The sequence below is a fragment of the Undibacterium sp. Tian12W genome, from assembly GCF_049339405.1.
Taxonomy (GTDB): Bacteria; Pseudomonadota; Gammaproteobacteria; order Burkholderiales; family Burkholderiaceae_D; genus Undibacterium.
The window spans coordinates 186,848-209,916 of the sequence record NZ_JBMPPK010000001.1; the positions used below are offsets into that span (position 1 = coordinate 186,848).

The window sequence follows — 23,069 nt, forward strand, 5'->3', positions numbered from 1 at the left end:
TAAAAACGCCCTCAAATATTCTGTGTTTTTGGTGGTTCTGCCATTAATTTCAGCAGACTCGTCCTTATCACTTCTCCCTTGGGCGATCAGGGAGTCGGAAATTATAGTATTTTCAAAGACTTAGTGCAAGAACTGTTTAATTTTTGTGCAGACTGGGCAGCAAGCATGTGGGAATTTTGCAGAAATACAGGCAAAAAAAAACCCGAAGACTGGCTTCGGGTTGAATCCACCAAAGGAGTAGGTGGAGGAGACAATTGCGAGGTTAGTTGCCAGACTTGCTATTAACTAACCGATGAGTCAATAATAGGATAAGAAATTGTGCAGTGCAAGGTAATTCACAGTTTTTTTCGCAAAAGTTCACGATTTTGAGCAATAGGCTACAATCTGAGGACGGTATTTTCTAATTCATTGGGGAGTAAAGAATGGAAGCAACAGTACGCTGGACAGGCTCGTCCGGCATGTCTTTTCTTGCAGAAACCGGTTCCGGTCATGCGGTATTAATGGATGGAGCACCAGATGGCGGCGGCCGTAATCTTGCACCCCGCCCTATGGAGATGGTATTGCTGGGAACGGGTGGCTGCTCGGCCTATGATGTGGTTCTGATTTTGCGCAAGGGCAAGCAGGATATCCGTGGTTGCGATGTCAAGCTGACGGCAGAGCGGGCGGAGACCGAGCCCAAGGTATTCACCAAGATCAATTTCCACTTCGTTGTGCGTGGCCGTCAGTTGAAACCTAACCTGGTTGAACGCGCTATTAAGCTCTCACATGAAAAATACTGCTCTGCGTCAATCATGCTGGAAAAGACAGCAGAAATGACGCACAGCTTTGAAATCATCGAAGACCTCGACCTGCCCTCAGAACATCAGGCTGCAGGCTGACTTTCCTGATCCGGCTTACCAAAAACATCTGTGTAAGTCGGATAAGAAGAGCAATAAGCGATAACAAAAATAAGAAATGACAATGCTGCAAGCATAAGTGCTGCAACATAAATATCTATTCCTGCAAAAATGAGTGCAAACGGGCTGACCAGTATCATCACACCATACAAGCCAAGGACATAGACAATGAACGCCTTCCAGGAATGCAGCACGGCAAAGAAACTATAGAACATGGATTTCATCAGCGACATTCGCTGCCATACCATCAAGGGAACGCTGTACCAAAATGCCATCGCAAATGGAATATAAAACAGGACCGAAAAGAAAATGCCCTTGAAAGGAAAAGCTTGCTGCAGCGCATTCGCATCCATAGGCCCGGCAGTTTGCATAATTTTTACGAAGGCCTCAATATCTCCGTCAGCCAGTGCATCAGAAAGTAAGCCGGTTACAAATATGGCCACTATACGGAATACACCCGATCCCAGCAAAGCAAGCCTGTGCTCAGATTTAAAACCGATAAAAAGCAAACTGGGCGTTATTCTCTGCTCATTTTCGATCAGCAAACAGGCTTGTATAAGCCCGACTGAAAATACCGGGAACAAAAACAGGCTCAAAAATTGTCCTGCTAAAGGAATGAACTTCAGCAATTGAGTCAGCATCATCCATAAGAAAAACAAGCTGATCAACTCTGCGGGCCGTTGACGGAATAACGCAAAACCACGGGTCACCCACGTCCAGCCTGACCTTGCATCTACTGTTTTCATGTATTGACAGGCAATGCCGGGACACGCCCCGATTCACGCAGGCGCAAAATACGCTCAAAATGTGTAGGATCATGCGGGGTCAGCATTTCTGCATCCCTCGGCTGGTAAAAATCATACAGACGCGACAACCAGAAACGCAAAGCCGCTGCACGTAACATTGGCTGCCAGGCTATGCCCTCTTCCTGAGTGAAAGGGCGCACGGCATGATAGGCGTTCAGCAAGGCCAGTACACGGGCGTCATCCAGCACGCCAGTGGCAACATCAATACACCAGTCATTGACGGTTACGGCCACATCAAAAATCCAGGTATCGCAACCGGCGAAATAAAAGTCAAAGAAACCGGTCAGGCGCTCGCCGTCGAACATCACATTATTGCGAAACAGGTCGGCATGCACAGGGCCACGCGGCAAGGCACGGTAAATTGGCGTGCTGTCGAAAGCATCCTGGAAATGTACTTCGGCCCGCAACAGATGCTGCAATTCATCTGACAGGAAAGGCAGTACCTTTGGCGTGGTCTCATGCCACCAGTCCAGCGAACGCAGATTGGGTTGCTGTATGCTGAAATCCTTACCTGACACATGCATACGTGCCAGCATGGCACCTACCTCGGCACAATGAACAGACTGCGGGTCCATTTGTGAGCTGCCTTCAAGCTTGCTGACAATCGCGGCAGGCTTGCCATGCAGAGCGACCACTAGCTCACCCTGATCATTGGCAATAGGCGCAGGCACCAGTACACCATGGTCCGCCAAATGACGCATGAGCTTCAGGTAAAACGGCAATTGCTCAAAGCTCAGATTTTCAAAAATCGTCAGGACGAATTCACCTGCTTCGGTATTGATGAAAAAATTGCTATTTTCTATGCCTGAAGCAATACCTTTGATGCTTAAAGCTCTACCCAAAGGGAATTGCTGCATCCAGGGGCCAAGATCGTCCAGGGTTACCGGTGTAAAAACTGCCATATCAATAAAAAAATGAGAACTAAGTGAATGCTTACTGCGAATATTTACCGTCAATGCTTGGCTACCGCCCGGTTTGCTCAGTGCATGCCTGGCGACTACCTTGTAAGCACTTACTTTGCGATAGCAGAACTGGCAGGAGCAGCAGATTTTGAAGCAGGTGGCAGAACATCAGGAGGATTACCCTCTTTCACTTCTTTCTTGCCGCCAAATTCAAGTATGGTCCATTGGGCCGCACGATTGGCATCGCCCTGCACCGTACCTTTAGGCGCGTTGCCTACGTCGGTATCGGTTTTGACTGTGTAATTGCTTTTGCCAGACTTCACTTGTACTTCTGTACCCTTGCCGCCAATGACGCGTTTTTCTGTCACTTTGGTCCTGGGTTCTGGCTTGCTCACCGATACGCCTTTGGGATCGGGGATTTCTTCCAGTTTTTCCATTTTTGGCGGAGGTGGCACATCGGCCTTCGAGGGAACTTGTGCGAAAACTGCCTGCCCTGCAGTACAAGCCAGCATAAAGGTCAGTAATACGGCAGATTTTTTCGTGATTTTCATGATGAAGCCCGGAAACGTGTGATAAAGCCATTGTAACAAAGCCCAGACTGCACTGTCAGGAATATACGGCTTGTTGTGTGCATTCGCATTGATACTCATCCGTAATTTAACAGCCAAGGACGATAGTCTTCATATTCGCATTACTGGAATTTCACCGTTTATGTACGGTTTGTTTTTCTATCCAGTATTTATACCGTCTCGAAATAGCTGCTAAAAACGGATAAGGGTCGCTTGCCTTTCGAATAGGAATAACAAAATCGGCCAGGAGAAGGTCTCAAGCAGAGCAAATGTGATGTTATTATTTCAATTCTCATGACCATTACGCTTCAACAACAGCATTTTTCGAGCGAATAATTTATTAACTTTACATTCCCGGAATCTCAACAAAAATAACATGCCACATTTCGCACCCAAAAATCGCATCTTTCTACAAACCTATATTTTTTGGGCATTCTTATCATTATTCAATTTTGATTTTCTTTATCCTCTTGCGCTTCCGTTTTTAATTCTTATGTATGTGCAGTTTTTGCCGTTTCTATTCCCGCCCATTATTTTTTCTTTCATATGTGCCGGGTTAATCACGATTCTTAGCATGCGCTATTTGTCCAAAAAAATTCATGGGATGTTACCGCTCATTGCTAACTTCGTTTTTCTTATAGCGCTTATCCCTAGCGCAAACACGTACAAGAACATTCTGATTCACCAGCAACTCACTGGGCATACCCCGGATTGTGTGGACTACGGTTCTTTCTGGCGCTCAAGCTTTTACAGTGATCGTAATTTTTTTGGCAACGCCATTTATGAAGAGAAGGGGAAAGTCTATCTATGGAGTTACAAAGAAAGAAGATTTTTTGAGGCACAACCGGATCTGGCACGGAATTTCACTTGCAGGAAATAGCGCCTGACATCGTCATTCAAATAGCAATATCCTTAAGCGAATGCAATATGCCACACCACCCTATCGAGATTAGAACTCATTTCATAAATATGAATGAGATGCGTTTGCCTCATACGTGGGCCGGCAAGACAGACTCGGCAGTAAATAGCTTTATCTATTGACAACGGGCTCGTCCAGTAAAGTACGCGTTATGAGACAAACCCTTAGTGCTTAGTGAACTGGCGATTTGGGCGCATTGCAGCGTTGCTCTCCCCCTTTTTTGCACTGCATCCCACATTATCTTGTTCGCCATCACCCCTATTTATGAAATGAGTTCTAGTAAGCATGCGTTGGAATTACATTGCGCGATCATTTCAAAAAAAAAGAGTGCCCAATACAGGACACTCTTCTCTTTTTAAACGCATGAAGGGACTAGCCCTTCAGCCGTATTAGAACTGGTGACGTACACCGAATGTCAATTCTTTTACGTCAGCGCCTTTAACTGCTGCGCCCACTTTTTGGGAATTGGCATCTTGTGTTGTGCTTGCGAAAGCAGCATACAGGTCAGTACGCTTGGAGAATGTGTACTGGTAACCGATTGCGAATTGCTTAGCATCGCCAACTGTAGCAGCGGAGTTAGCTGCAACTGGAGTAGAGTCTTTGATTTTGGTGAAAGTAGCCAAAATTTTGTTTGTTGGATCAAACGGAACTGTTACGCCCAGGGAGAAGATCTTTTGATCAACTGCCAAAACAGCGTCATCGCTCACTTTTTGATAGATAAAGACTGGTTTAGCTACGCCGAAATCATAAGCAACAGCCAGAGTGTTACCTTTACGTGCATTGATAGGACCGTTAGCAGCAGCTTGGCCGTTATCTTTAACGAAAGAGTAACCAACATCCAGGCCATCAGCGTTGTAACGCAGGTTCAGACCCAGAGTACGGCCAGCAGAGTTATCGCCAGCGGCTTCGCCGAAACCGTATTGACCAACAGCAGAGAAACCGTTCAGGTTGCCTGGTGTGTAGTAGTAGATTGCATTACTTGCACGGCCACCGGAGTTAGCATTCGCGCCTGCTACAGTCGCTGTGCCACCAATGAAGTACAAATTGGACAGACCATTGCCGCTGTTGATGTAGCCAGATGCAAACGGATCAAAGTTGTCGAAGAATTTGAAAGTTGGAGTCTTGTCGCGGCCCAGATCTACTGTACCGAAATCGCCAGACAGGCCAACTGTAGAACGACGGCCAAATGTACGGCCTTGAGCAGAGCTACCGTCATCAACGTTCAGACCCATTTCCAGAACGAAGTTGGCTTTCAAGCCACCACCGAGGTCTTCAGTACCTTTGAAGCCCAGACGGGAACCGTTTTCCTGACCACTCTGGAGTTTGTTGAAACGGCCAGCAGGTGTGCCGTTATCCAGACTTTGGAAGCCAGCGTCAACGATACCGTAGATAGTAACGGAAGATTGAGCAAACGCTGCACCGGAGAAAGCACTCATCAGAGCAAGTGCGAGGAATGATTTTTTCATTATCTAGTATCCAAAAATGAATGTTAAGTTTTCACCAATTTATATCAAGCACGGTAAAAACAGAATTACAGGTGTTTTACAGCCTTGAATCGGTAAGAGATCCAATGACAAGCGGCACGATACCTGCGAAAAGTGACAACTTGATGAATTCAATGTGTTTAGAAAGCTACACTCTAATAAAGTTCAGCTTAAAAGAACACGATGGAAATCTTATTTGCATATGCGGAACGAATAGTACACAAAATCAAGGAAACCTGCTGACGACACTCGATTTCGCCTCATTGCTGCAAAGCACCAATCATATAAGGCCAGTAACTGGCATTTCAAGTAACTGACTTGAAATTTATTTATGTATTATTATAAATGAAATATCTTCTTATTGACAAAATGAAATATTTCATTAGAACAATTAGTGAAAATACTTATTCCACAGTTTCCCAGGCATTCTGTTTTTGCGCGGTCATGGCACGCCAGTAAGCACGTCCGGTGTACCACATGGTGGCACCTATGACGGCACAGGCAAACTGCCCGAGCGCCAGGGTCAGCACAGAATGATCAAGGGCTGGCGCGACCATACCGGCGATGACGGCGCCCAACATGGTGACGGTTGCCGACTGACACGAGGCGACAATGCCTCTTATATTAGGAAACAAATCCAATACCAGCAAGGTCGCCCCTGGCGCAACCAGTGACATGCCAAAGGTATAAAAGAACAAGGGGGTTACTGACCACAATAAAATGGGGGGCGAAAAATAATGAAACACTACATTGAACAGGGATGCGCCTATCAAAAAGCAAAAGCCTATGCTGACCTGTTTCCAGACTGTCATTTTGCCCGCCAGGCGATTGGCCGCCAGGGCACCTAAAAAGATACCACCTACGGAAGGCACAAATTGCCAGCCAAACTGATCTGGCCCCAGATGCAAATGCTGGGTAATAAAAGCCGGGGCGGCTGAAACATACAGGAACAGGCCCGCAAAATTAAAGGCAATGGTGCCAGCCTTTAAATGGAATAGTGGTGATTTAAATACTTTTTTGTAACTGACCCATAAAAATTCTGCGCTAAAAGGCTGGCGCTTGTCCATGGGCAGAGACTCTGGCAGATGCTTATAGCAAGCCCACCACAGGATCACGGTATAGCCAAACAACAACAGAAAAATCGCCCGCCAGCTACTAAAACTGACTACCCAGCCACCGAGGATGGGTGCAATCGCCGGTGCGATAGAGAAGATCATGGTGACCAAAGACAGCAGGCGTTCAGCTGGTGCGCCAGCATACAAATCGCGGATAATGGCACGCCCCACCACCATGCCAGCCCCGGCAGACACGCCTTGCAGGATACGGAAGCCCCACAGGTAATGAATGCTATGCACAGAAGCACAACCAAAGCTGGCAACGGCAAACACCGCCAGCGCCACCAAAATCACATTACGCCTGCCAAATGCGTCAGACAATGCACCATGCCATAAAGTCATGACGGCAAAGGACAGCATATAGGCCGTCAGGGTCTGCTGCACTTCCAGCGCACTCGCATGCAGGGTGGACTGGATATTAGGGAAGGCAGGGAGGTATGTATCGATGGAGAATGGACCAAGCATGGCCAGGGCAGCCAGTAAGGTCGCCAGGCCAGCATTGCTGATCTTGGTTGCAGAGGACATGGGCAAATTCAGTGTTGCGCCTGATAGCAGTGGCAGCTATCAGGCATGGGACTACAAATTGGGGGCTAAGGGACTGCAGCCAATACCAGGCTGAAGTTGACGCCGCAGTTCATGCTGAAGTTCAAAATGAAATTCAGATGCCACCCATACAAAGGTACTTCATTTCCAGATATTCATCCATGCCATATTTGGAGCCTTCACGCCCCAGGCCGGATTGCTTGACGCCGCCAAACGGTGCTACTTCATTAGAAATCAGGCCAGTGTTGATACCTACCATGCCGTATTCCAGTTTTTCAGCAACCCGCCAGACACGGCCTACGTCGCGTGAATAAAAGTAGGATGCCAGGCCAAAGTCAGTGTTATTCGCGGCGGCAATGGCTTCTTCTTCAGTCTTGAACTTGACGACTGCTGCGACCGGGCCAAAGGTCTCTTCATTCATGATCAACATGCCAGATGTGACATTCGACAGCACCGTTGGTTCATAAAAAAGTTTGCCCGCTTCCAGCAATTTTCCACCAGCCTGCAAGCTTGCACCTTGTTTCAAGGCATCGGCCACATGTTCTTCTACCTTGGCTACCGCTTGTGCATCGATCATTGGCCCCTGGTTGATGCCAGCACCAAAGCCATCGCCCACTTTGATCTTTTTAGCACCGGCTGATAGTTTTTCAACAAAGGCATCGTAAATCGATTCGTGCGCATAAAAACGGTTGGTACAGACACAGGTCTGGCCAGAATTGCGGAATTTCGATTGCAGCGCACCTTCAACGGCAGCATCAAGGTCAGCATCTTCAAACACGATGAAAGGGGCGTGTCCGCCCAGTTCCAGCGCCAGCTTTTTGACTGTCTGGGCCGATTGCCGCATGAGGATGCGGCCTACCGGCGTTGAACCCGTGAAAGACAAGTGCCGTACAACCGGGCTGTCGCACAAGACTTTGCCAACAGCAATGGATTGCTCAGAGTCAGCCGTGACGATATTGATGATACCTGCCGGTATGCCAGCCCTGTGTGCAAGTTCTGCCATGGCCAGCGCCGACAAGGGCGTTTGCTCGGCAGGTTTGATGACGATAGAGCAACCAGCGGCCACTGCAGGCGCCACCTTGCGCGTAATCATGGCGATAGGGAAATTCCAGGGCGTGATGGAAGCGCAGACGCCGATAGGCTGCTTCAGGACCACCATGCGCTTGTCGCTCCAGGTTGAGGCCATGACATCGCCAGATACGCGCTTGGCTTCTTCAGCAAACCATTCTATGAAGCTCGCACCGTAAATGACTTCACCCTTGGCCTCTGCCAGTGGCTTGCCCTGCTCTGCCGTCATGATGGCAGCAAGGTCGTCGGCATTCTCTATCATCAGGTCAAACCATTTGCGCATGAGCGTCGCACGTTCTTTGCCGGTTTTTGCGGCCCACAGCGGGAAGGCCACTTGCGCAGCCTTGATGGCGGCTTCGGTATGACCGGCGTCCAGATTGGGTACTGTGCCCAAGATTGCCAGCGTGGAAGGATTATTCACCTCAAAACTGGCTGAGCCTGTGACCCACTCTCCATTGATGTAGGCCTGCTCACGTAATAAGGATGGGTCTTTTAAATTCAGTTGCTTTGCTGTTGATTCCAGTGCCATGACTACATCTCCTTGCAGAATCTTGAAGTGAAGCCTCAAGCCTAAAGCAAAACGGCCAGGTCTGCTGAGACCTGGCCGCTTTTTCAGTAGCTTATTGCCATAGCATGAAAATTATTCAGCTATATCTTTGGGTTTGGCTTCTTCCCTGCGGTTAAAGCCTGCCACCATATCAAAGCGGAACAAACGGCATTCCAGCGCGCCATTGAAGAATGGGGTCTTGCGTGACTCTTTCAAACGCAACATCTTGGGCAAACCCAGATCAGCCGTGAACAGGAACACGCTCCAGCCAGCAAAGCGCTGCTTCAGCGTAGTACTGAAGGCGCTGAAGAAGTCTTTGGCCATATCATCTTCTTCCATCGTGCTGTCACCGCGCACACCGATACGTTCGCCGTAAGGCGGGTTGGTCAGCAAGATGCCTGGCTCTGTCGTTGGTGCCTTGATTTCCTGCGCTTCTATCTGCTTCAGTGGCACGTCAAAACGTATGCCCGCCTTGTTCAGGTTATTGCGTGTCATGACTATCATGTCGCCAGAAATATCGCTGCCAAAAATCGTTGGCTCTGCAGGCAGAGGATGTGGTTTGGCACTGGCCTTGATCTGTGTCCAGGCATCTTCATCAAACTGATGCATTTTTTCGAAAGCAAATTCACGCTTCAGGCCTGGTGGTATGCCTGCCAGGATTTGCGCAGCTTCGATAAGGATAGTGCCGGAACCACACATGGGATCAAACAAAGGTGTACCCGGCTTCCAGCCTGCGGTGCGCAGCAAGCCTGCTGCCAGGTTTTCACGCAAGGGCGCGTCACCAGTTTCCAGACGCCAGCCGCGCTTGAACAAAGGCTCGCCAGAGATATCCAGATACACCGTGAAATTGCGCGCATCCATGAAACCGACGATGCGCATGTCAGGGTTCTTGGTATTGACCGAAGGGCGCTGGGTGAACTGGTCGCGGAAACGGTCGCAGATCGCATCCTTGATTTTGAGTGTGGCAAAGTCCAGGCTCTTCAAAGGTGATTTTACTGCCGTGACATCGACACGGATGGTATGGTGATAACCAAACCAGTCTTCCCAGGGCTGGGCCAGCACCAGGTCGTAAATATCATTTTCATTGGTATAGCCAGAATGCGCCATACGCATCAGCACGCGCGAGGCTATGCGTGAATGCAGGTTAATACGCCAGCCATCATGCAGGCTGCCTGAGCAGTGCACACCGCCCGGTACCTGATTGTGTACAGTCATGGTTTTATCCAGGGCTGCAATTTCACCGAGCTCTTCAGCCAGGGCTATTTCCAGGCCACGTGGGCATGGGCAAAAATAAGAATAACGCGTCATAGGAGTACCCTTTATCCGTTAAAAAAACAATGGTGAATGTTCACCGCCAATTGCTGACCTGGAGTTCTGCACTCCAGGTCAGCCGTACTTTGAGGCCTCGTCAAACCTAGAAAGGTTTGACGACTACCAATATCAATATCGCCAGCAATAAAATCACCGGCACTTCATTAAACCAGCGGAACCAGATATGGCTGCGCTTGTTAACGCCCTTCTCAAACTTTTTCAGCAAGCTGCCACAGGCATGGTGATAACCTATCAGCAAGATCACCAAAGTCAGCTTGGCATGCAACCAGCCATTACCCGACCCCTTGCCTATGCCATAGCCTTGCCATAACCACAGGCCGAAGATCAATGCCAGCACTGCCAATACCGTCATGAAACGATACAGCTTGCGCGCCATCAGCAACAGGCGCTCTGTCGTCGGCGGATGGTTATCCATCGCCAGATTGACGAGGATGCGTGGCATATAAAACAGGCCAGCGAACCAGGACATGACGAACAGGATGTGGAAAACTTTGACCCAGAGCATGGCTTACTTTCTTTCTTATTTTTTACAATGAGCTTCTAAATTATTGGCGCACTTCACCGTGACCAAAAACCACATACTTCATCGACGTCAGCCCTTCCAGCCCTACCGGTCCGCGTGCATGCAGCTTGTCATTCGAGATACCTATCTCGGCACCCAGGCCATATTCAAAACCGTCAGCAAAACGGGTGGAGGCATTCACCATCACCGAGGCTGAATCGACTTCGCGCAAGAAACGCAGGGCGCGGCTATAGTCTTCTGTGATGATGGATTCTGTATGCTTGGATGAATAATCATTGATGTGCGTGATGGCTTCATCAAGATCAGCCACTACTTTTACTGCCAGGACAGGTGCCAGGTATTCAGTGCTCCAGTCTTCTTCTGTTGCTTTAACCAGATGCGGGTAGCCTGCCAGTATCGCAGCGGCGGCATCGTCGCAACGCAATTCGACTTGCTTGCCTGCATACAGCTCAGCCAGTGCTGGCAAGACTTGCGCCGCTATGCCTTGTGCAACCAGCAAGGTTTCCATGGTATTGCAGGTACCATAGCGGTGGCACTTGGCATTGAAAGCCACATCCACTGCTTTTGTCAGGTCAGCCTTGTCATCAATATATACATGGCAGATGCCATCAAGATGCTTGATCATGGGCACTGTGGCCTCTTGCATCAGACGCGCAATCAGGCCCTTGCCACCACGCGGAACGATGACATCGACATACTGCGGCATGGTGATCAGTTCGCCAACGGCAGCGCGGTCGGTAGTCTCGACGATCTGTACCGCGTCGGCAGGCAACCCGGCACCGGCCAGACCTTCCTTGACCAGTTTCGCCAATGCCTGATTACAATGGATGGCTTCTGAGCCACCACGCAATATCGTCGCATTGCCGCTTTTGATGCACAGGCCAGCCGCATCCACAGTCACATTCGGGCGAGCTTCGTAAATAATGCCGATGACGCCCAGCGGTACGCGCATCTGCCCTACCTGTATGCCAGTGGGGCGGTATTTCATGTTCGAGATTTCACCGATAGGGTCAGCCAGACTGACGATCTGCTCCAGGCCTTCGGCCATAGTGGCTATCGCCTTGTCGGACAAGGTCAGCCTGTCCAGCATAGCGGCTTCCATGCCTGCTGCTTTGGCTGCGGCCAGGTCAAGTTCATTGGCGGCGCGCAAGGCGGCAGCCTCGCGCCTGATGGCGGCAGCGATCAGTGACAAGGCCTGGTTCTTGGCGGCGGTGTCGGCTTTGGCCATGGCGCGCGATGCTGTGCGGGCACGGATGCCAAGGTCGTTCATGTAGTGCTTGATATCCATATCGTCATTCAGAGACCTACTGGTCTCATATTCGTTGATCAGCCACCAGCAAGGTGGCGAGGGAATTCAATTTCCGGTTTGATAAACCGCTAAATCAGGTGCTGGCACAATGGCGATTAAGCCGCTTTTGCCACTCTCAAACCCAATTGCAACAAGGCATCCCAGGGATCACCTGCAAATGCCTTCGCTCGTAAACCTTTTACCATCTTATCGACCTGCGATGCCTCTTGCAGTGCAGCCCGCAAATTTGCCAGGCTGACACGGCGCAAGGCAGGGTCCATGAGTTTTTCTCGCGGCCCCCAGATGCGGTATTCTTTCAGCAAGGCTGACAAGGGCCTGCCCTGTGCCATGCCAGACTTTAATTTCAGCAAGGTGCGTATCTCTTCTGCCATGGCCCACAAGACCAGGGGCAGTGCTTCGCCCTCGCCTTTCAAACCATTCAGCATGCGTACCAGTCTTGCAACATCACCGGCCAGCATGGCTTCATTGAGCTTGAAGACATCATAGCGCGCGACATTCAGCACGGCATCATGGATTTGCTCAAAACTCAGTTTGCCTGCCGGGTGCAGCAAGGCCAGCTTCTGGATTTCCTGGTGAGCTGCCAGCAAGTTGCCTTCTACCCTGTCGGCGATGAAATCCAGGCTTTGCCGGTCTGCGCTTTGTTGTTGCAAGGACAAGCGCATGCTGATCCAGCCCGGCAATTGATTGCGCTCTACCAGCGGGATGTCGATATATACCGCGGCTTGCTGCAAGCTGCCTACCCAGGCAGCTTTTTGCGTGGCCCAGTCCAGCTTGGGCAAGGTGATCAGGGTCAGGTTATCGGGTGACAGATTCGTCACATAATCCTGCATGGCCTGGCCACCATCCTTGCCGGGCTTGCCGGTAGGAATGCGCAAGTCTATGAGTTTTTTATCACCAAACAGGGATTGCGACTGATTTGCTGCCAGCAAGGCACCCCATTTGAAACTGCGTTCCACCGTCAGGATTTCGCGCTCGTAAAAACCCTGTGCTTTAGCTGTGCGACGTATCTTGTCTGCCGCTTCCAGCGCCAGCAAATGCTCATCACTGGTGATCACATATAGTGGCGCCAGTGTTTTCGCCAGATGGCCATCAAGGGCATCGAAGCGTAATTGCATATCAGTCGTCCATCTTTACAACAGCCAGCCTGCGCATGATTTGCTGCACCAGGTCACTTTGCATATCGCGGTACAGCAAGACTTCTTCTGCCTCTTTCGCCAGTACTTGCGATTCATTAAAGGTGATATTGCGCTTCAACTGCAGATCTACCGGTTCCAGATATTCCTTGCCTACATTATTGCGGACACGGAAACGGAAGTTATAAATCAGATTATATTCACGCACGCGCCCCTGGCTGTTCAGCGACAGGATTTGTTTTTCGCGGGTTTCACTCAATACTTCAAGTACCACTTGCGCGTCCTTGGCCTCAGACATGATCTGGGTCTGGCCATTGGCACGGATATGGCGGCGCAATTCACCACCCAGGGCCGAGCTTTCTGGCATGCCGATATATATACTTTTAAACGGCAAGGCAACCGGGCCGCGCAGGGCGAAACCGCAGGCCGACAACAACATGATGGACATGATGGCTGCCAGCCATTGCAGACGCTTTACATAGTTTGCTTGCATGCGGTTTTCCCTGTTACTGGTATATCTGTTAAACAATCAGGCGACGATATTCACCAGCTTGCCAGGCACGATGATGATTTTCTTGGCGGCGCCTTCCATGAACTTCTGTACGCTTTCATTCGCCAGAGCAGTCGCTTCTATGGTGGCCTTGTCGGCATCCTTGGCAACCTTGATGCTACCGCGCAGTTTGCCGTTGACCTGGACCATGAGCTCGATTTCATCCTGTACCAATGCAGCTTCATCGACCAGCGGCCACGGTGCATCAATGATTTCACCGAGTTCTGTCGCCAGACCCAGTTCCTGCCAGAGTACGTGGGTAATATGCGGACATACCGGATACAGGCCACGCAGCAAGATACTGAAGGCTTCGCGCAAAGCTGCAGCGCTACCTTCGGCCTCTGACTTGAATGACTCTATGGTGTTGAGCAACTTCATCGCACCGGATACAACGGTGTTGTATTGCAGCCTATCATAATCGGCATCGATCTGTTTCAGCGTCAGATGCACTTCACGGCGCAGGGCCTTGACATCATTTGCATAAGCAGTTGGTGCCACTGTACCGGAGGCAATCGTGCCGGACAGTTTCAAGGTAGAAGCCCACAGACGACGCAGGTAACGTGAGGCACCTTCTACACCGCTATTGCTCCATGCCGCACTTTGATCTGGAGGACCGGCAAACATGGTGAACAGGCGTGCAGTATCTGCACCAAACTGCTCAATGATGTCTTTCGGTTCAACCACATTGTTCTTGGACTTGGACATCTTTTCTATGCCGCCCATTTGCACAGGCTGGCCATCGCTCTTCAGCGAAGCAGAAATGGGACGTCCCTTGTCATCATGCTGGACTTCAATTTCATTCGGGTAGAACCAGATTTTCTTACCGCTGGCATCTTCACGATAGTAAGACTCGTTGAGCAACATACCCTGCGTGAACAGGTTCTTGAAAGGCTCGTCTATCTTGACCAGACCCAGGTCACGCATGGCCTTGGTCCAGAAACGTGCGTACAGCAAATGCAGAACCGCATGTTCGACGCCACCGATGTACTGGTCCATCGCCATCCAGTAGTCATTGCGACCATCCACCATGGTTGTCGCATCAGGGCAGGTATAACGCATGAAATACCAGCTGGAATCAACGAAGGTGTCCATGGTGTCGGTTTCACGGTGTGCCGGGCTGCCGCATTTAGGGCAAGGCACATTCAGGAAATCTTCACGGTGTTTCAATGGATTACCAGAACCATCAGGGATGCAGTCGGTAGGCAATACCACTGGCAAATCTTCATACGGCACAGGCACATCACCGCAGCTTGCGCAGTGGATGATAGGGATAGGTGTGCCCCAATAGCGTTGACGGGAAATACCCCAGTCACGCAAACGCCAGGTGGTTTTCTTTTCGCCAAGTTCTTTGGCAATGAGGTCGGCAGCGACTGCATCGACAGTTGCCTTGAAGCTCAGGCCATCATATTTACCAGAATTGACGGTGACGCCGCGCTGCTTGTCGCCATAGGATTCGGCCCAGGCGTCAGTGGTGAAGCTTTCGCCGTCAATCGCCACGACCTGCTTGATGGCGATATTGTATTTTTTTGCAAAGGTAAAATCGCGTTCATCATGCGCAGGCACACCCATGACAGCGCCATCACCATACGTCATGAGGACATAGTTACCTACCCAGACTTCGACCTGCTCGCCAGTCAGAGGGTGAGTAACGAACAGGCCAGTCGGCATGCCCTCTTTTTCCTTGGTCGCCATTTCAGCTTCTGTCGTGCCACCAGCTTTGCAGACTTCGATGAAGGCTGCCAGTGCTGCATTATTCTTTGCTGCCAGTGTCGCGATTGGATGCTCTGCCGCCACTGCGCAGAAAGTCACGCCCATGATGGTGTCGGCACGGGTAGTAAATACATACAGCTTGCCGTCTTGTACCAGTGCGCCGGTTTCGTCAGCGATCTGATGCGGGAAAGCAAAGCGCACGCCTTCGCTCTTGCCTATCCAGTTACGCTGCATGGTACGTACCTGCTCAGGCCAGCCATCAAGATCATCGATGCTATTCAGCAATTCGTCTGCGTACTGGGTGATGCCAAAGTAGTAGCCAGGAATTTCGCGCTTCTCTACCAGGGCGCCAGAGCGCCAGCCACGGCCATCGATAACCTGTTCATTCGCCAGTACGGTTTGATCGATAGGGTCCCAGTTCACAACCTGGGTTTTTTTGTAGGCAACGCCTTTTTCCAGCATCTTGAGGAACAGCCACTGGTTCCAGCGATAGTAGTCAGGGTCACAAGTTGCGACTTCACGCTTCCAGTCAAATGCCAAACCCAAAGGTTGCATTTGTGACTTCATGTCTTCGATATTCGCGTAAGTCCATTCTGCAGGAGATTTCTTATAGGCAATCGCCGCATTTTCTGCCGGCAGACCAAATGCATCCCAACCCATGGGCATGAGGACGTTATAGCCCTTCATGCGCAGCTGGCGTGCCAGCATGTCATTGATCGTGTAATTGCGCACGTGGCCCATGTGCAGCTTGCCGGAAGGGTAAGGCAGCATGGAGCAAGCGTAATACTTGCCTTTAGGGAAACGTGGATTGTTTTCTACTGCCGTATAGGCATCGATCTTTTTCCAATGGGTTTGCGCCGATTGTTCGACGTCAGAGGGCGTGTATTTTTCTTGCATGGCGTAAGCAGAAGTAGATGCGGAAATGACTCATAACCTTTGATTATAACTGGTTCAGACACATTATTGAGGAAAGCCTGACAGGCAAAGGCTCCCGGAGCCGTTTTACAGGGTGCAGCGCAGTCTTGTACTGACTCAACCGTGGCAATTACGGTTTTTTGGCTTGCTTGCTGTCGGTTACAAAAGAAATCCTGGCCAGCCCTTGCGTCTGGGCTGCCGCCATCACCTGGGCGATAATTTCATAACGGGTAGCCTTATCGGCCCGCAACTGGATTTCTATCTGCTTGTTCTTTTTCGCCAGCAGGGCCAGCCTGGATTCCAGGTCAGCCATGGCCAGTACCTGTTTATCCCAGTAAAGGATGCCGTCAGCATCAAAGGAAATACGCACAGACTCAGCCTGCTCGGCCACCGGGGCTGATTGTGCTTGCGGCAAATCCAGCTTGATCGCATGCGTCATGAAAGGGGCAGCGATGATAAAGATGACCAGCAAAACCAGCATCACATCGACCATGGGCGTGACATTGATGTCCGCCATGGAAGTCAGGGGACGGGATGAGGATTCGCGCGGCGTATGAAATTGACCGAATGTCATCTTTTAATTTTCTTGATGCTTTACTAATTTTTTAATTCAAGACTTGTTCATGTGAGCATGCAAGTCAAAGGCAAAACCATCCAGCTCAGCCAGGGTAATGCGGTTAATGCGGTTGAAGGCGTTATAAGCCAGCACGGCAGGTATCGCCACCAGCAAACCCAGCGCTGTCATGATCAGGGCTTCGCCCACCGGCCCTGCCAGCTGATCGATTTGCACTACACCGTTGGATGAAATAGCCGTCAAGGCACGATAAATACCCCAGACTGTACCCAGCAAGCCAACAAAAGGGGCGGTTGCGCCGACTGAAGCGAGAAAGCTCAAGCCAGTTTCCAGCCTGACCGTGAGGCCTTGCAATTCCTGGCGCAGGCTGCGTGTCAGGATTTCACTCAGACCAGCATTGGCAGACAAGGTGGCGCTGCGTTGGGCTGTATCACTGGCTGCATGTGCTGCATCTGCCAGGGTGATGAATATTTTGGACTGGTCAGCTTGGCGCAGCGACGACAATGCATCTGCCAGACTGGGCGCACGCCAGAAGGCGCGCAAGCCTGGGGCTGCTTTACGGATACGCCAGAAACTCCAGGCCTTCATCAGTATCAGTGTCCAGCTCAGTACCGACATCAACAATAATAACCAGCCAACCAGATGACCCAGTGCGTCAGCCTGTTCCCAATAATGTGCGATTGCAGAATTCATGCGTGTGCCGCTTATTTCACTTATTCAAATATCAGGCGAATGTGCGCTATTAACGAAAACCAAAGCAAACTAAATAGGACTTACGCAAAATTGTCCCAGCAAGGCGTAGCGACGAAGACAGTACTTTAGTACGGCTAGGAGCTACAACGCAGCTGGGGCGGTTTTGCGTATGTCCCACTAACGGAAACCCAGGACATCGTACATATCATACAAGCCTGTAGATTTGCCTTGCAAGAAACGTGCAGCACGCAGGCTGCCATGGGCATAAGTCACACGGCTGGAAGACTTGTGGCTGATTTCTACGCGTTCACCTATGCCGGCGAACAAGACCGTATGATCACCAACGATGTCGCCGCCACGGATAGTTGCAAAACCGATGGAAGATGGATCGCGCTCACCTGTCACACCTTCACGGGCAAACACGCCCACTTCATTGAGGTCACGGCCCAGTGCATCGGCGATGACTTCACCCATTTTCAGGGCTGTGCCTGAAGGAGCATCGACCTTGAAGCGGTGATGGGCTTCGACGATCTCAATGTCATAACCTTCGGCAAAGCTTTTGGCTGCCATTTCCAGCAACTTCATGGTGACGTTTACGCCTACACTCATGTTCGGCGCAAACATGATCGCGGTTTTTTCTGCTGCGACGGCAATCGCTGCCTTGCCTGCTTCATCAAAGCCCGTGGTGCCGATAATCATCTTGATGCCATGAGCTGCACAATATTCGAGATGCTTAAGGGTGCCCTCAGGGCGGGTGAAATCGATCAGGTAGTCGGCATTGGCCAGGCCAGTTGCCAGGTCAGCAGTAATATTCACGCCGCAAGGCTTGCCCAGACTGGCTGCGGCATCGGTACCGAGGGCTGGTGAGGCTGGCACATCCAGCGCACCAACCAGGACCATGTCATCGGCATTGCTGATCGCTTCGACCAGCATTTTCCCCATACGGCCAGAAGCCCCGGCCACGGCAATTTTGAGTGCAGTCATAAATATCTACTTCTCTCTTAGCTTATTTCTCTTTTTTCTTCGGCGCATCGGTCTCTATCACCGATTGCACGCGGTTCAGGCCCAAAGCGGATTCTGTAATACGTGCCAGATATTCTTTTTCAGTCGGCAAGTTACCGCCTTCAAACTTTGCTACCGTACCATCTTTGAAAAACACCGACACGCGGCTGGTGATACGTTCACCATTTGGCTTGGTCAGGCGGAAAGGATAATCCCAGCGGTCTTCATGGAACATATCGGTCAGCAAGGCTGTACCAAGGATAAAACGCACCTGCTCACGTGTCATACCTTCTTTTAACTGTGCCACCATTTCCTGGGAAACGAAGTTACCTTGCTGTATGGGAACGCGGTAAGGCGAAATAAAGGCCAGTACCTTGCCAAAACCGGTCGGCTCAACCACTTGCGCGCCATTTGCATCACTAGGTGTGCCTGATGTTGCATATACTGAAGTTCTGTCAGCCGATGACAGCAGGGGAATAGGTGTTGAACATGCTGTCAAAGAAGCCAGCACTACCAGACCCGCTACACGGCTCATCTTATTCCGCGTTAAACCTGAAAACAACAGTTGCATAGATAACCTCTTAATTGAGCAACAAGCCCTAAAACCCGATATCATAAAGCAGATAGCAATTTTTTGATCGAAAACATGACAAACAGCTCCCCAAACCTCAAAGCCAGCGGTCTGAAAGCCACTCTGCCCCGCCTGAAAATCCTGGAAATCTTCCAGAGCAGCAAGGTTCGTCATCTGACAGCAGAAGATGTATATAAGATCCTGCTCAATGAAAATATGGATGTCGGTCTGGCAACTGTGTACCGCGTCCTGACCCAGTTTGAACAGGCCGGACTGTTAAACCGGAATCATTTTGAGACTGGCAAAGCCATTTTTGAATTGAACGAGGGTTCACACCATGACCATCTGGTCTGCCTGGACTGTGGCCGTGTGGAAGAATTTTTTGACGAAGAAATCGAACAACGCCAGCAAACAGTCGCCCTGGAACGCGGCTTCAAGATTGCTGAACATGCACTGGCAATTTATGGCAATTGCACCAAGCCTAATTGCGAACACAAGGCTTGAATCGTAAGCGCAAAGCTTAAAGTAAAGAGAAATCCCCCAACTTTAGCCTGACAAGCGCACCCGGCCATAGCAACCCGGTGTGCGCTTTCCAGCTTAATTCCAGCCTATTTATTGATCTTGGCTACGACAGCCTCGACAGTTCCTATGATCTTTTGCGCATTGAATGGCTTGAGGATATAGCCGTGGATGCCATTCTTGACTACTTCCGTAATCGTATCCTGGTCTTTATTGGCTGTTACCATCAAAACCCTTGAGTCTGGCAACAATTCGCGGATGCGGGGCAGGATTTCAGTACCACTGATCTTGGGCATGACAATATCGAGCAAGATCAGGTCAGGTTTGAGTTTCACTGCCATTTCCAGGCCAGTGCCACCATCGGTAGCTTCGCCAACGACGTTATAACCCTCGCTGCGCAATATGACCCTGAGCACCTCGCGGGTGACATCATTATCATCAATCAATAAAATCTTAGCGTTTTTCTTTTCCATAGCAACCCTGTATGCGCATCAATGTTTGCTTGTTTTTGCTTATTTGCTTCGCTATTTCACACTGTATCTTAATGCTTTATTACTGACTAAGTGCATTAGATAATAATTTTGAAGTGATGTCTACGATGGGGATAACTCTTTCATAGGCCATGCGGGTAGGTCCTATGACACCCAGGGTACCCACTATCTTGCCGTTCACCCCATAGGGCGCTGTGACAATACTCATTTCTTCCATGGGTACCAGTTGTGATTCGCCGCCGATAAATATCTGCACACCAGTTGCCTTGCTGGATACATCAAGTAATTGCATGAGGCTGTTTTTTTGCTCGAACATATCAAACAGCTTGCGCAGGGAACTCATATTTGACGACAGGTCTTGCACATTCAGCAAATTACGCTCACCAGAGATAACGACCTCGTCATTATCCTCATCCATGGCATTGCTGCCCGCCTCTACCGCCGCCTGCATGAGCCTGGTCATATCATTTTGCAATTCCCGCAACTCACTGTTGATACGGGTGCGTGCGTCGGTAAAGCTCAAGCCACCAAAGTTCTGGTTCAGGTAATTGGCGGCCTGCACCAACTGCGTTGGCGTGTAATCAACATCGGTCAACAACAGACGGTTATGCACTTCGCCACCAGGTGCCACCACTACCAGCAAGATACGTTTTTCTGACAGGCGCAAGAATTCTACCTGCTGGAAAATCGACTCAGTACGCGGCGTCATGACGACACCGGCAAATTGTGACAAGGACGATAATATCTGCGCCGCGTTCGCAATCAGTTTTTGCGGCGACTGTGCATTCATATTTGATTGCAGGCTGGACTGCAGGCGCGAATCCATGGCTGCGCCATTCACATCTTGCACAGTAAGCAAGGTATCAACGAAAACGCGATAGCCCCTGGGCGTGGGGATACGGCCCGCAGAAGTATGCGGGCTTGCTACGAAGCCCATTTCTTCCAGGTCGGCCATGACGTTGCGTATCGTCGCCGGGGATAATTCCAGGCCAGATATTTTGGACAAGGCACGGGAACCCACAGGCTGGCCGTCGGCGATATAACGCTCGACCAGGGCTTTTAATAAAGTTTGTGCGCGGATATCTAGTTGCATGGTTTCATTTTATGCGTTCATGACTGACATGAACATAGAAAAATTCATAGCCATAGAGTCAGGTCATGCAGATTGGCAAATTCCGCATCCGGCTTGATATGCAGATGGCGCTCATCTTCAATTTTTAAACCCTGGCGGTTCATCCAGCCGCCTTTTAATCCCGCCTGTTGCGCACCTTGCACATCGAGCAATAAATCATCGCCAACATATAATACTTCTGCAGGTTCCAGGCCCAGCTCCTGGCAAGCGGCCAGGAATATCCTAGGGTCGGGCTTGGCACAGCCAAAACGATAGGCAGCGATAGACACCTTGAAGTGATGCGCCAGGCCTATCGCCTGCAAATCGGCAAAACCATTCGAGACTGTGCCTAGCAACAGTTTTTCTTGCAAAGCCTGCAAGGCGGGTTTGACATCGCTGTACAAATCGACTTTGTTACGGGCATCGGCAAAAACGGCCATGGCCTGGTCGGCTTTTTCGGCTTCCACGCCATGCTCATCAAAAACCTGTTTCAACAAGGTATGACGCAGAGCCCATAAATCGTATTGAAAACGCTGGTCGCTCGCTACCAGCAAATTCCTGCGCTCACGCAATTTTTCCACATTGTAATTTTGCGCCACAAGAGGTGCGTGTTCATGCAACCATTGCTGCAAAACGGATTCAGCATGACGAATAACTGGCGCAACCGGCCACAAAGTATCATCGAGGTCCAGCAAAACTGCTTTAATTGCCATAAAGAGCACTCATTCCATTCATAGATGCCCTAATTATGTTCTAATCTCAGGCATCATGTCACCCTACCTTTGTTTATGACAGTACAGGCCAAAACCATTGCACTTGTTGGAAAATCGAATGCGACAGGCATTGCTGACTCGATTAAGGAACTGGCCAATTTTCTCGCGAGCGCCGGACACCGCGTCGTCATCGAGGCAGAAACCGCGCAATATCTGCAGTTGAGCGAATTCAGCAGCATGCCCGTGCCTGAGATAGGCAAGCTGGCCGATGTCGCCATCGTCGTTGGCGGCGATGGCACCATGCTGGGCATAGCACGGCAACTGGCACCCTACAATATTCCTCTGATTGGTATCAACCAGGGCAGACTGGGTTTCATTACCGATATTGCACTTGACCGCATGATCCCTGTCATAACAGAAATGCTGGATGGCAAATATGTGTCCGAGCGCCGCAGCCTGTTGCAGGCCATCGTGACCCGCGATGGCAACCAGATTTTCAGTGGTGTGGCTTTCAATGACATCGTGGTCTCACGTGGTGCAGGCTCAGGGATGGTGGAATTACGTGTCGAGGTAGATGGACACTTCATGTATAACCAGCGCTCAGATGGTCTCATCGTTTCGACGCCGACAGGCTCCACTGCCTATGCCCTTTCTGCTGGCGGCCCGCTGCTGCACCCCAGCCTGTCAGGCATTGCGATGGTGCCAATTGCGCCGCATGCCTTGTCGAACCGGCCCATCGTCTTGCCAGACAGTAGCGAAATCGTCATCACCATCGTGGCCGGACGCGATATCAGCTTGAATTTTGATATGCAAAATTTTGCCAGCCTGCAGCATCAGGACAGGATTATCGTGAACCGTTCTGCCCATACGGTAACCTTCCTGCATCCTCCCGGCTGGAATTATTACAACACCTTGCGCGAGAAACTGCACTGGAATGAATATCCATCGGTAGAGGGTGCGCTGAATTAATTTTTTCGCCCACTCTTACAAACACAGAAGTCACAGGCTGTTGCTAAAATAGCGATTTCGCTATGCTGGCTGGTACTTTCCGGCACCATTTTCTTAACAAATTCC

At 50.3% G+C, this 23,069-nt stretch carries 23 protein-coding genes; 4 read left to right on the forward strand and 19 right to left on the reverse strand.

The genetic code is table 11. The features are described from left to right. Positions 1 to 422 precede the first annotated feature (422 nt). Positions 423 to 878, forward strand: coding sequence for an OsmC family protein (locus ACO0LI_RS00805; protein ID WP_422949486.1), 456 nt, complete (start codon positions 423 to 425; stop codon positions 876 to 878). On the opposite strand, the gene ACO0LI_RS00810 is transcribed toward ACO0LI_RS00805, so the two are convergent. The 3 genes from ACO0LI_RS00810 to ACO0LI_RS00820 form a co-directional block, all read right to left on the reverse strand. Next, entirely contained in the window at positions 863 to 1,642 is a 780-nt protein-coding gene (locus ACO0LI_RS00810; protein WP_423030131.1) for a BPSS1780 family membrane protein, read from the reverse strand. The genes ACO0LI_RS00805 and ACO0LI_RS00810 overlap by 16 nt on opposite strands. Then, positions 1,639 to 2,604, reverse strand: coding sequence for a homoserine kinase (locus ACO0LI_RS00815; protein ID WP_423030133.1), 966 nt, complete (start codon positions 2,602 to 2,604; stop codon positions 1,639 to 1,641). Before ACO0LI_RS00815 ends, ACO0LI_RS00810 begins: the two co-directional genes overlap by 4 nt. Before the next feature lie 110 nt (positions 2,605 to 2,714). Further along, positions 2,715 to 3,155 (reverse strand): hypothetical protein, encoded by a 441-nt coding sequence (locus ACO0LI_RS00820; protein ID WP_423030135.1) that lies wholly within the window; start codon positions 3,153 to 3,155, stop codon positions 2,715 to 2,717. 394 nt (positions 3,156 to 3,549) lie between these two features. Between ACO0LI_RS00820 and ACO0LI_RS00825 the strand changes: the two genes are divergently transcribed. Next, entirely contained in the window at positions 3,550 to 4,053 is a 504-nt protein-coding gene (locus ACO0LI_RS00825; protein WP_423030137.1) for a hypothetical protein, read from the forward strand. 428 nt (positions 4,054 to 4,481) lie between these two features. Here ACO0LI_RS00825 and ACO0LI_RS00830 read toward each other — a convergent pair whose 3' ends face one another. From ACO0LI_RS00830 to ACO0LI_RS00890, 13 genes are all read right to left on the reverse strand, one after another. Beyond that, positions 4,482 to 5,558: a porin gene (locus ACO0LI_RS00830; RefSeq protein ID WP_422949490.1), complete on the reverse strand. Its 1,077-nt coding sequence runs from the start codon at positions 5,556 to 5,558 to the stop codon at positions 4,482 to 4,484. A 422-nt stretch (positions 5,559 to 5,980) separates the two neighbouring features. Further along, complete coding sequence (locus ACO0LI_RS00835; protein WP_423030139.1) at positions 5,981 to 7,216, reverse strand: multidrug effflux MFS transporter; 1,236 nt, start codon at positions 7,214 to 7,216, stop codon at positions 5,981 to 5,983. 133 nt (positions 7,217 to 7,349) lie between these two features. Next, complete coding sequence (locus ACO0LI_RS00840; RefSeq protein ID WP_423030141.1) at positions 7,350 to 8,831, reverse strand: NAD-dependent succinate-semialdehyde dehydrogenase; 1,482 nt, start codon at positions 8,829 to 8,831, stop codon at positions 7,350 to 7,352. Between the two features lie 111 nt (positions 8,832 to 8,942). Next, positions 8,943 to 10,157, reverse strand: a complete 1,215-nt coding sequence (locus tag ACO0LI_RS00845) for a THUMP domain-containing class I SAM-dependent RNA methyltransferase (RefSeq protein WP_423030143.1) — start codon at positions 10,155 to 10,157, stop codon at positions 8,943 to 8,945. Positions 10,158 to 10,263: 106 nt separating this feature from the next. Beyond that, entirely contained in the window at positions 10,264 to 10,686 is a 423-nt protein-coding gene (locus ACO0LI_RS00850; RefSeq protein ID WP_423030145.1) for a CopD family protein, read from the reverse strand. Positions 10,687 to 10,726: 40 nt separating this feature from the next. Next, complete coding sequence (locus tag ACO0LI_RS00855; protein WP_423030147.1) at positions 10,727 to 11,992, reverse strand: glutamate-5-semialdehyde dehydrogenase; 1,266 nt, start codon at positions 11,990 to 11,992, stop codon at positions 10,727 to 10,729. Positions 11,993 to 12,108: 116 nt separating this feature from the next. Beyond that, positions 12,109 to 13,128, reverse strand: coding sequence for a DNA polymerase III subunit delta (gene holA / locus ACO0LI_RS00860; protein WP_423030149.1), 1,020 nt, complete (start codon positions 13,126 to 13,128; stop codon positions 12,109 to 12,111). Position 13,129: 1 nt separating this feature from the next. Next, complete coding sequence (gene lptE, locus ACO0LI_RS00865; protein WP_162039934.1) at positions 13,130 to 13,639, reverse strand: LPS assembly lipoprotein LptE; 510 nt, start codon at positions 13,637 to 13,639, stop codon at positions 13,130 to 13,132. Between the two features lie 36 nt (positions 13,640 to 13,675). Next, positions 13,676 to 16,303 (reverse strand): leucine--tRNA ligase, encoded by a 2,628-nt coding sequence (gene leuS, locus ACO0LI_RS00870; RefSeq protein ID WP_423030151.1) that lies wholly within the window; start codon positions 16,301 to 16,303, stop codon positions 13,676 to 13,678. 148 nt (positions 16,304 to 16,451) lie between these two features. Further along, positions 16,452 to 16,895, reverse strand: coding sequence for an ExbD/TolR family protein (locus ACO0LI_RS00875; protein WP_423030153.1), 444 nt, complete (start codon positions 16,893 to 16,895; stop codon positions 16,452 to 16,454). 36 nt (positions 16,896 to 16,931) lie between these two features. After that, positions 16,932 to 17,588 (reverse strand): MotA/TolQ/ExbB proton channel family protein, encoded by a 657-nt coding sequence (locus tag ACO0LI_RS00880; protein ID WP_423030155.1) that lies wholly within the window; start codon positions 17,586 to 17,588, stop codon positions 16,932 to 16,934. Between the two features lie 177 nt (positions 17,589 to 17,765). Next, a complete protein-coding gene (gene dapB / locus ACO0LI_RS00885) occupies positions 17,766 to 18,572 on the reverse strand; it encodes a 4-hydroxy-tetrahydrodipicolinate reductase (RefSeq protein WP_423030157.1) in 807 nt (268 codons plus the stop codon). A 22-nt stretch (positions 18,573 to 18,594) separates the two neighbouring features. Continuing rightward, the gene (locus ACO0LI_RS00890) at positions 18,595 to 19,125 is read right to left on the reverse strand and encodes an outer membrane protein assembly factor BamE (RefSeq protein ID WP_422949501.1); all 531 of its coding nucleotides are present in this window, start codon (positions 19,123 to 19,125) and stop codon (positions 18,595 to 18,597) included. 111 nt (positions 19,126 to 19,236) lie between these two features. On the opposite strand from ACO0LI_RS00890, the gene fur reads away from it, so the two are divergent. Further along, positions 19,237 to 19,665: a ferric iron uptake transcriptional regulator gene (fur, locus tag ACO0LI_RS00895; RefSeq protein WP_422949502.1), complete on the forward strand. Its 429-nt coding sequence runs from the start codon at positions 19,237 to 19,239 to the stop codon at positions 19,663 to 19,665. A gap of 104 nt (positions 19,666 to 19,769) precedes the next feature. On the opposite strand, the gene ACO0LI_RS00900 is transcribed toward fur, so the two are convergent. The 3 genes from ACO0LI_RS00900 to ACO0LI_RS00910 all read right to left on the reverse strand — a co-directional run bounded on the left by ACO0LI_RS00900 (position 19,770) and on the right by ACO0LI_RS00910 (position 21,995). Next, on the reverse strand, positions 19,770 to 20,153 hold the full coding sequence (locus ACO0LI_RS00900; RefSeq protein WP_422949503.1) for a response regulator: 384 nt from the start codon (positions 20,151 to 20,153) through the stop codon (positions 19,770 to 19,772). Between the two features lie 79 nt (positions 20,154 to 20,232). Further along, positions 20,233 to 21,264, reverse strand: coding sequence for a heat-inducible transcriptional repressor HrcA (gene hrcA, locus ACO0LI_RS00905; protein ID WP_422949504.1), 1,032 nt, complete (start codon positions 21,262 to 21,264; stop codon positions 20,233 to 20,235). Between the two features lie 44 nt (positions 21,265 to 21,308). Further along, positions 21,309 to 21,995: an HAD family hydrolase gene (locus tag ACO0LI_RS00910; RefSeq protein ID WP_422949505.1), complete on the reverse strand. Its 687-nt coding sequence runs from the start codon at positions 21,993 to 21,995 to the stop codon at positions 21,309 to 21,311. Between the two features lie 75 nt (positions 21,996 to 22,070). Between ACO0LI_RS00910 and ACO0LI_RS00915 the strand changes: the two genes are divergently transcribed. Further along, positions 22,071 to 22,964, forward strand: coding sequence for an NAD kinase (locus ACO0LI_RS00915; RefSeq protein WP_162039925.1), 894 nt, complete (start codon positions 22,071 to 22,073; stop codon positions 22,962 to 22,964). Positions 22,965 to 23,069 lie beyond the last annotated feature (105 nt).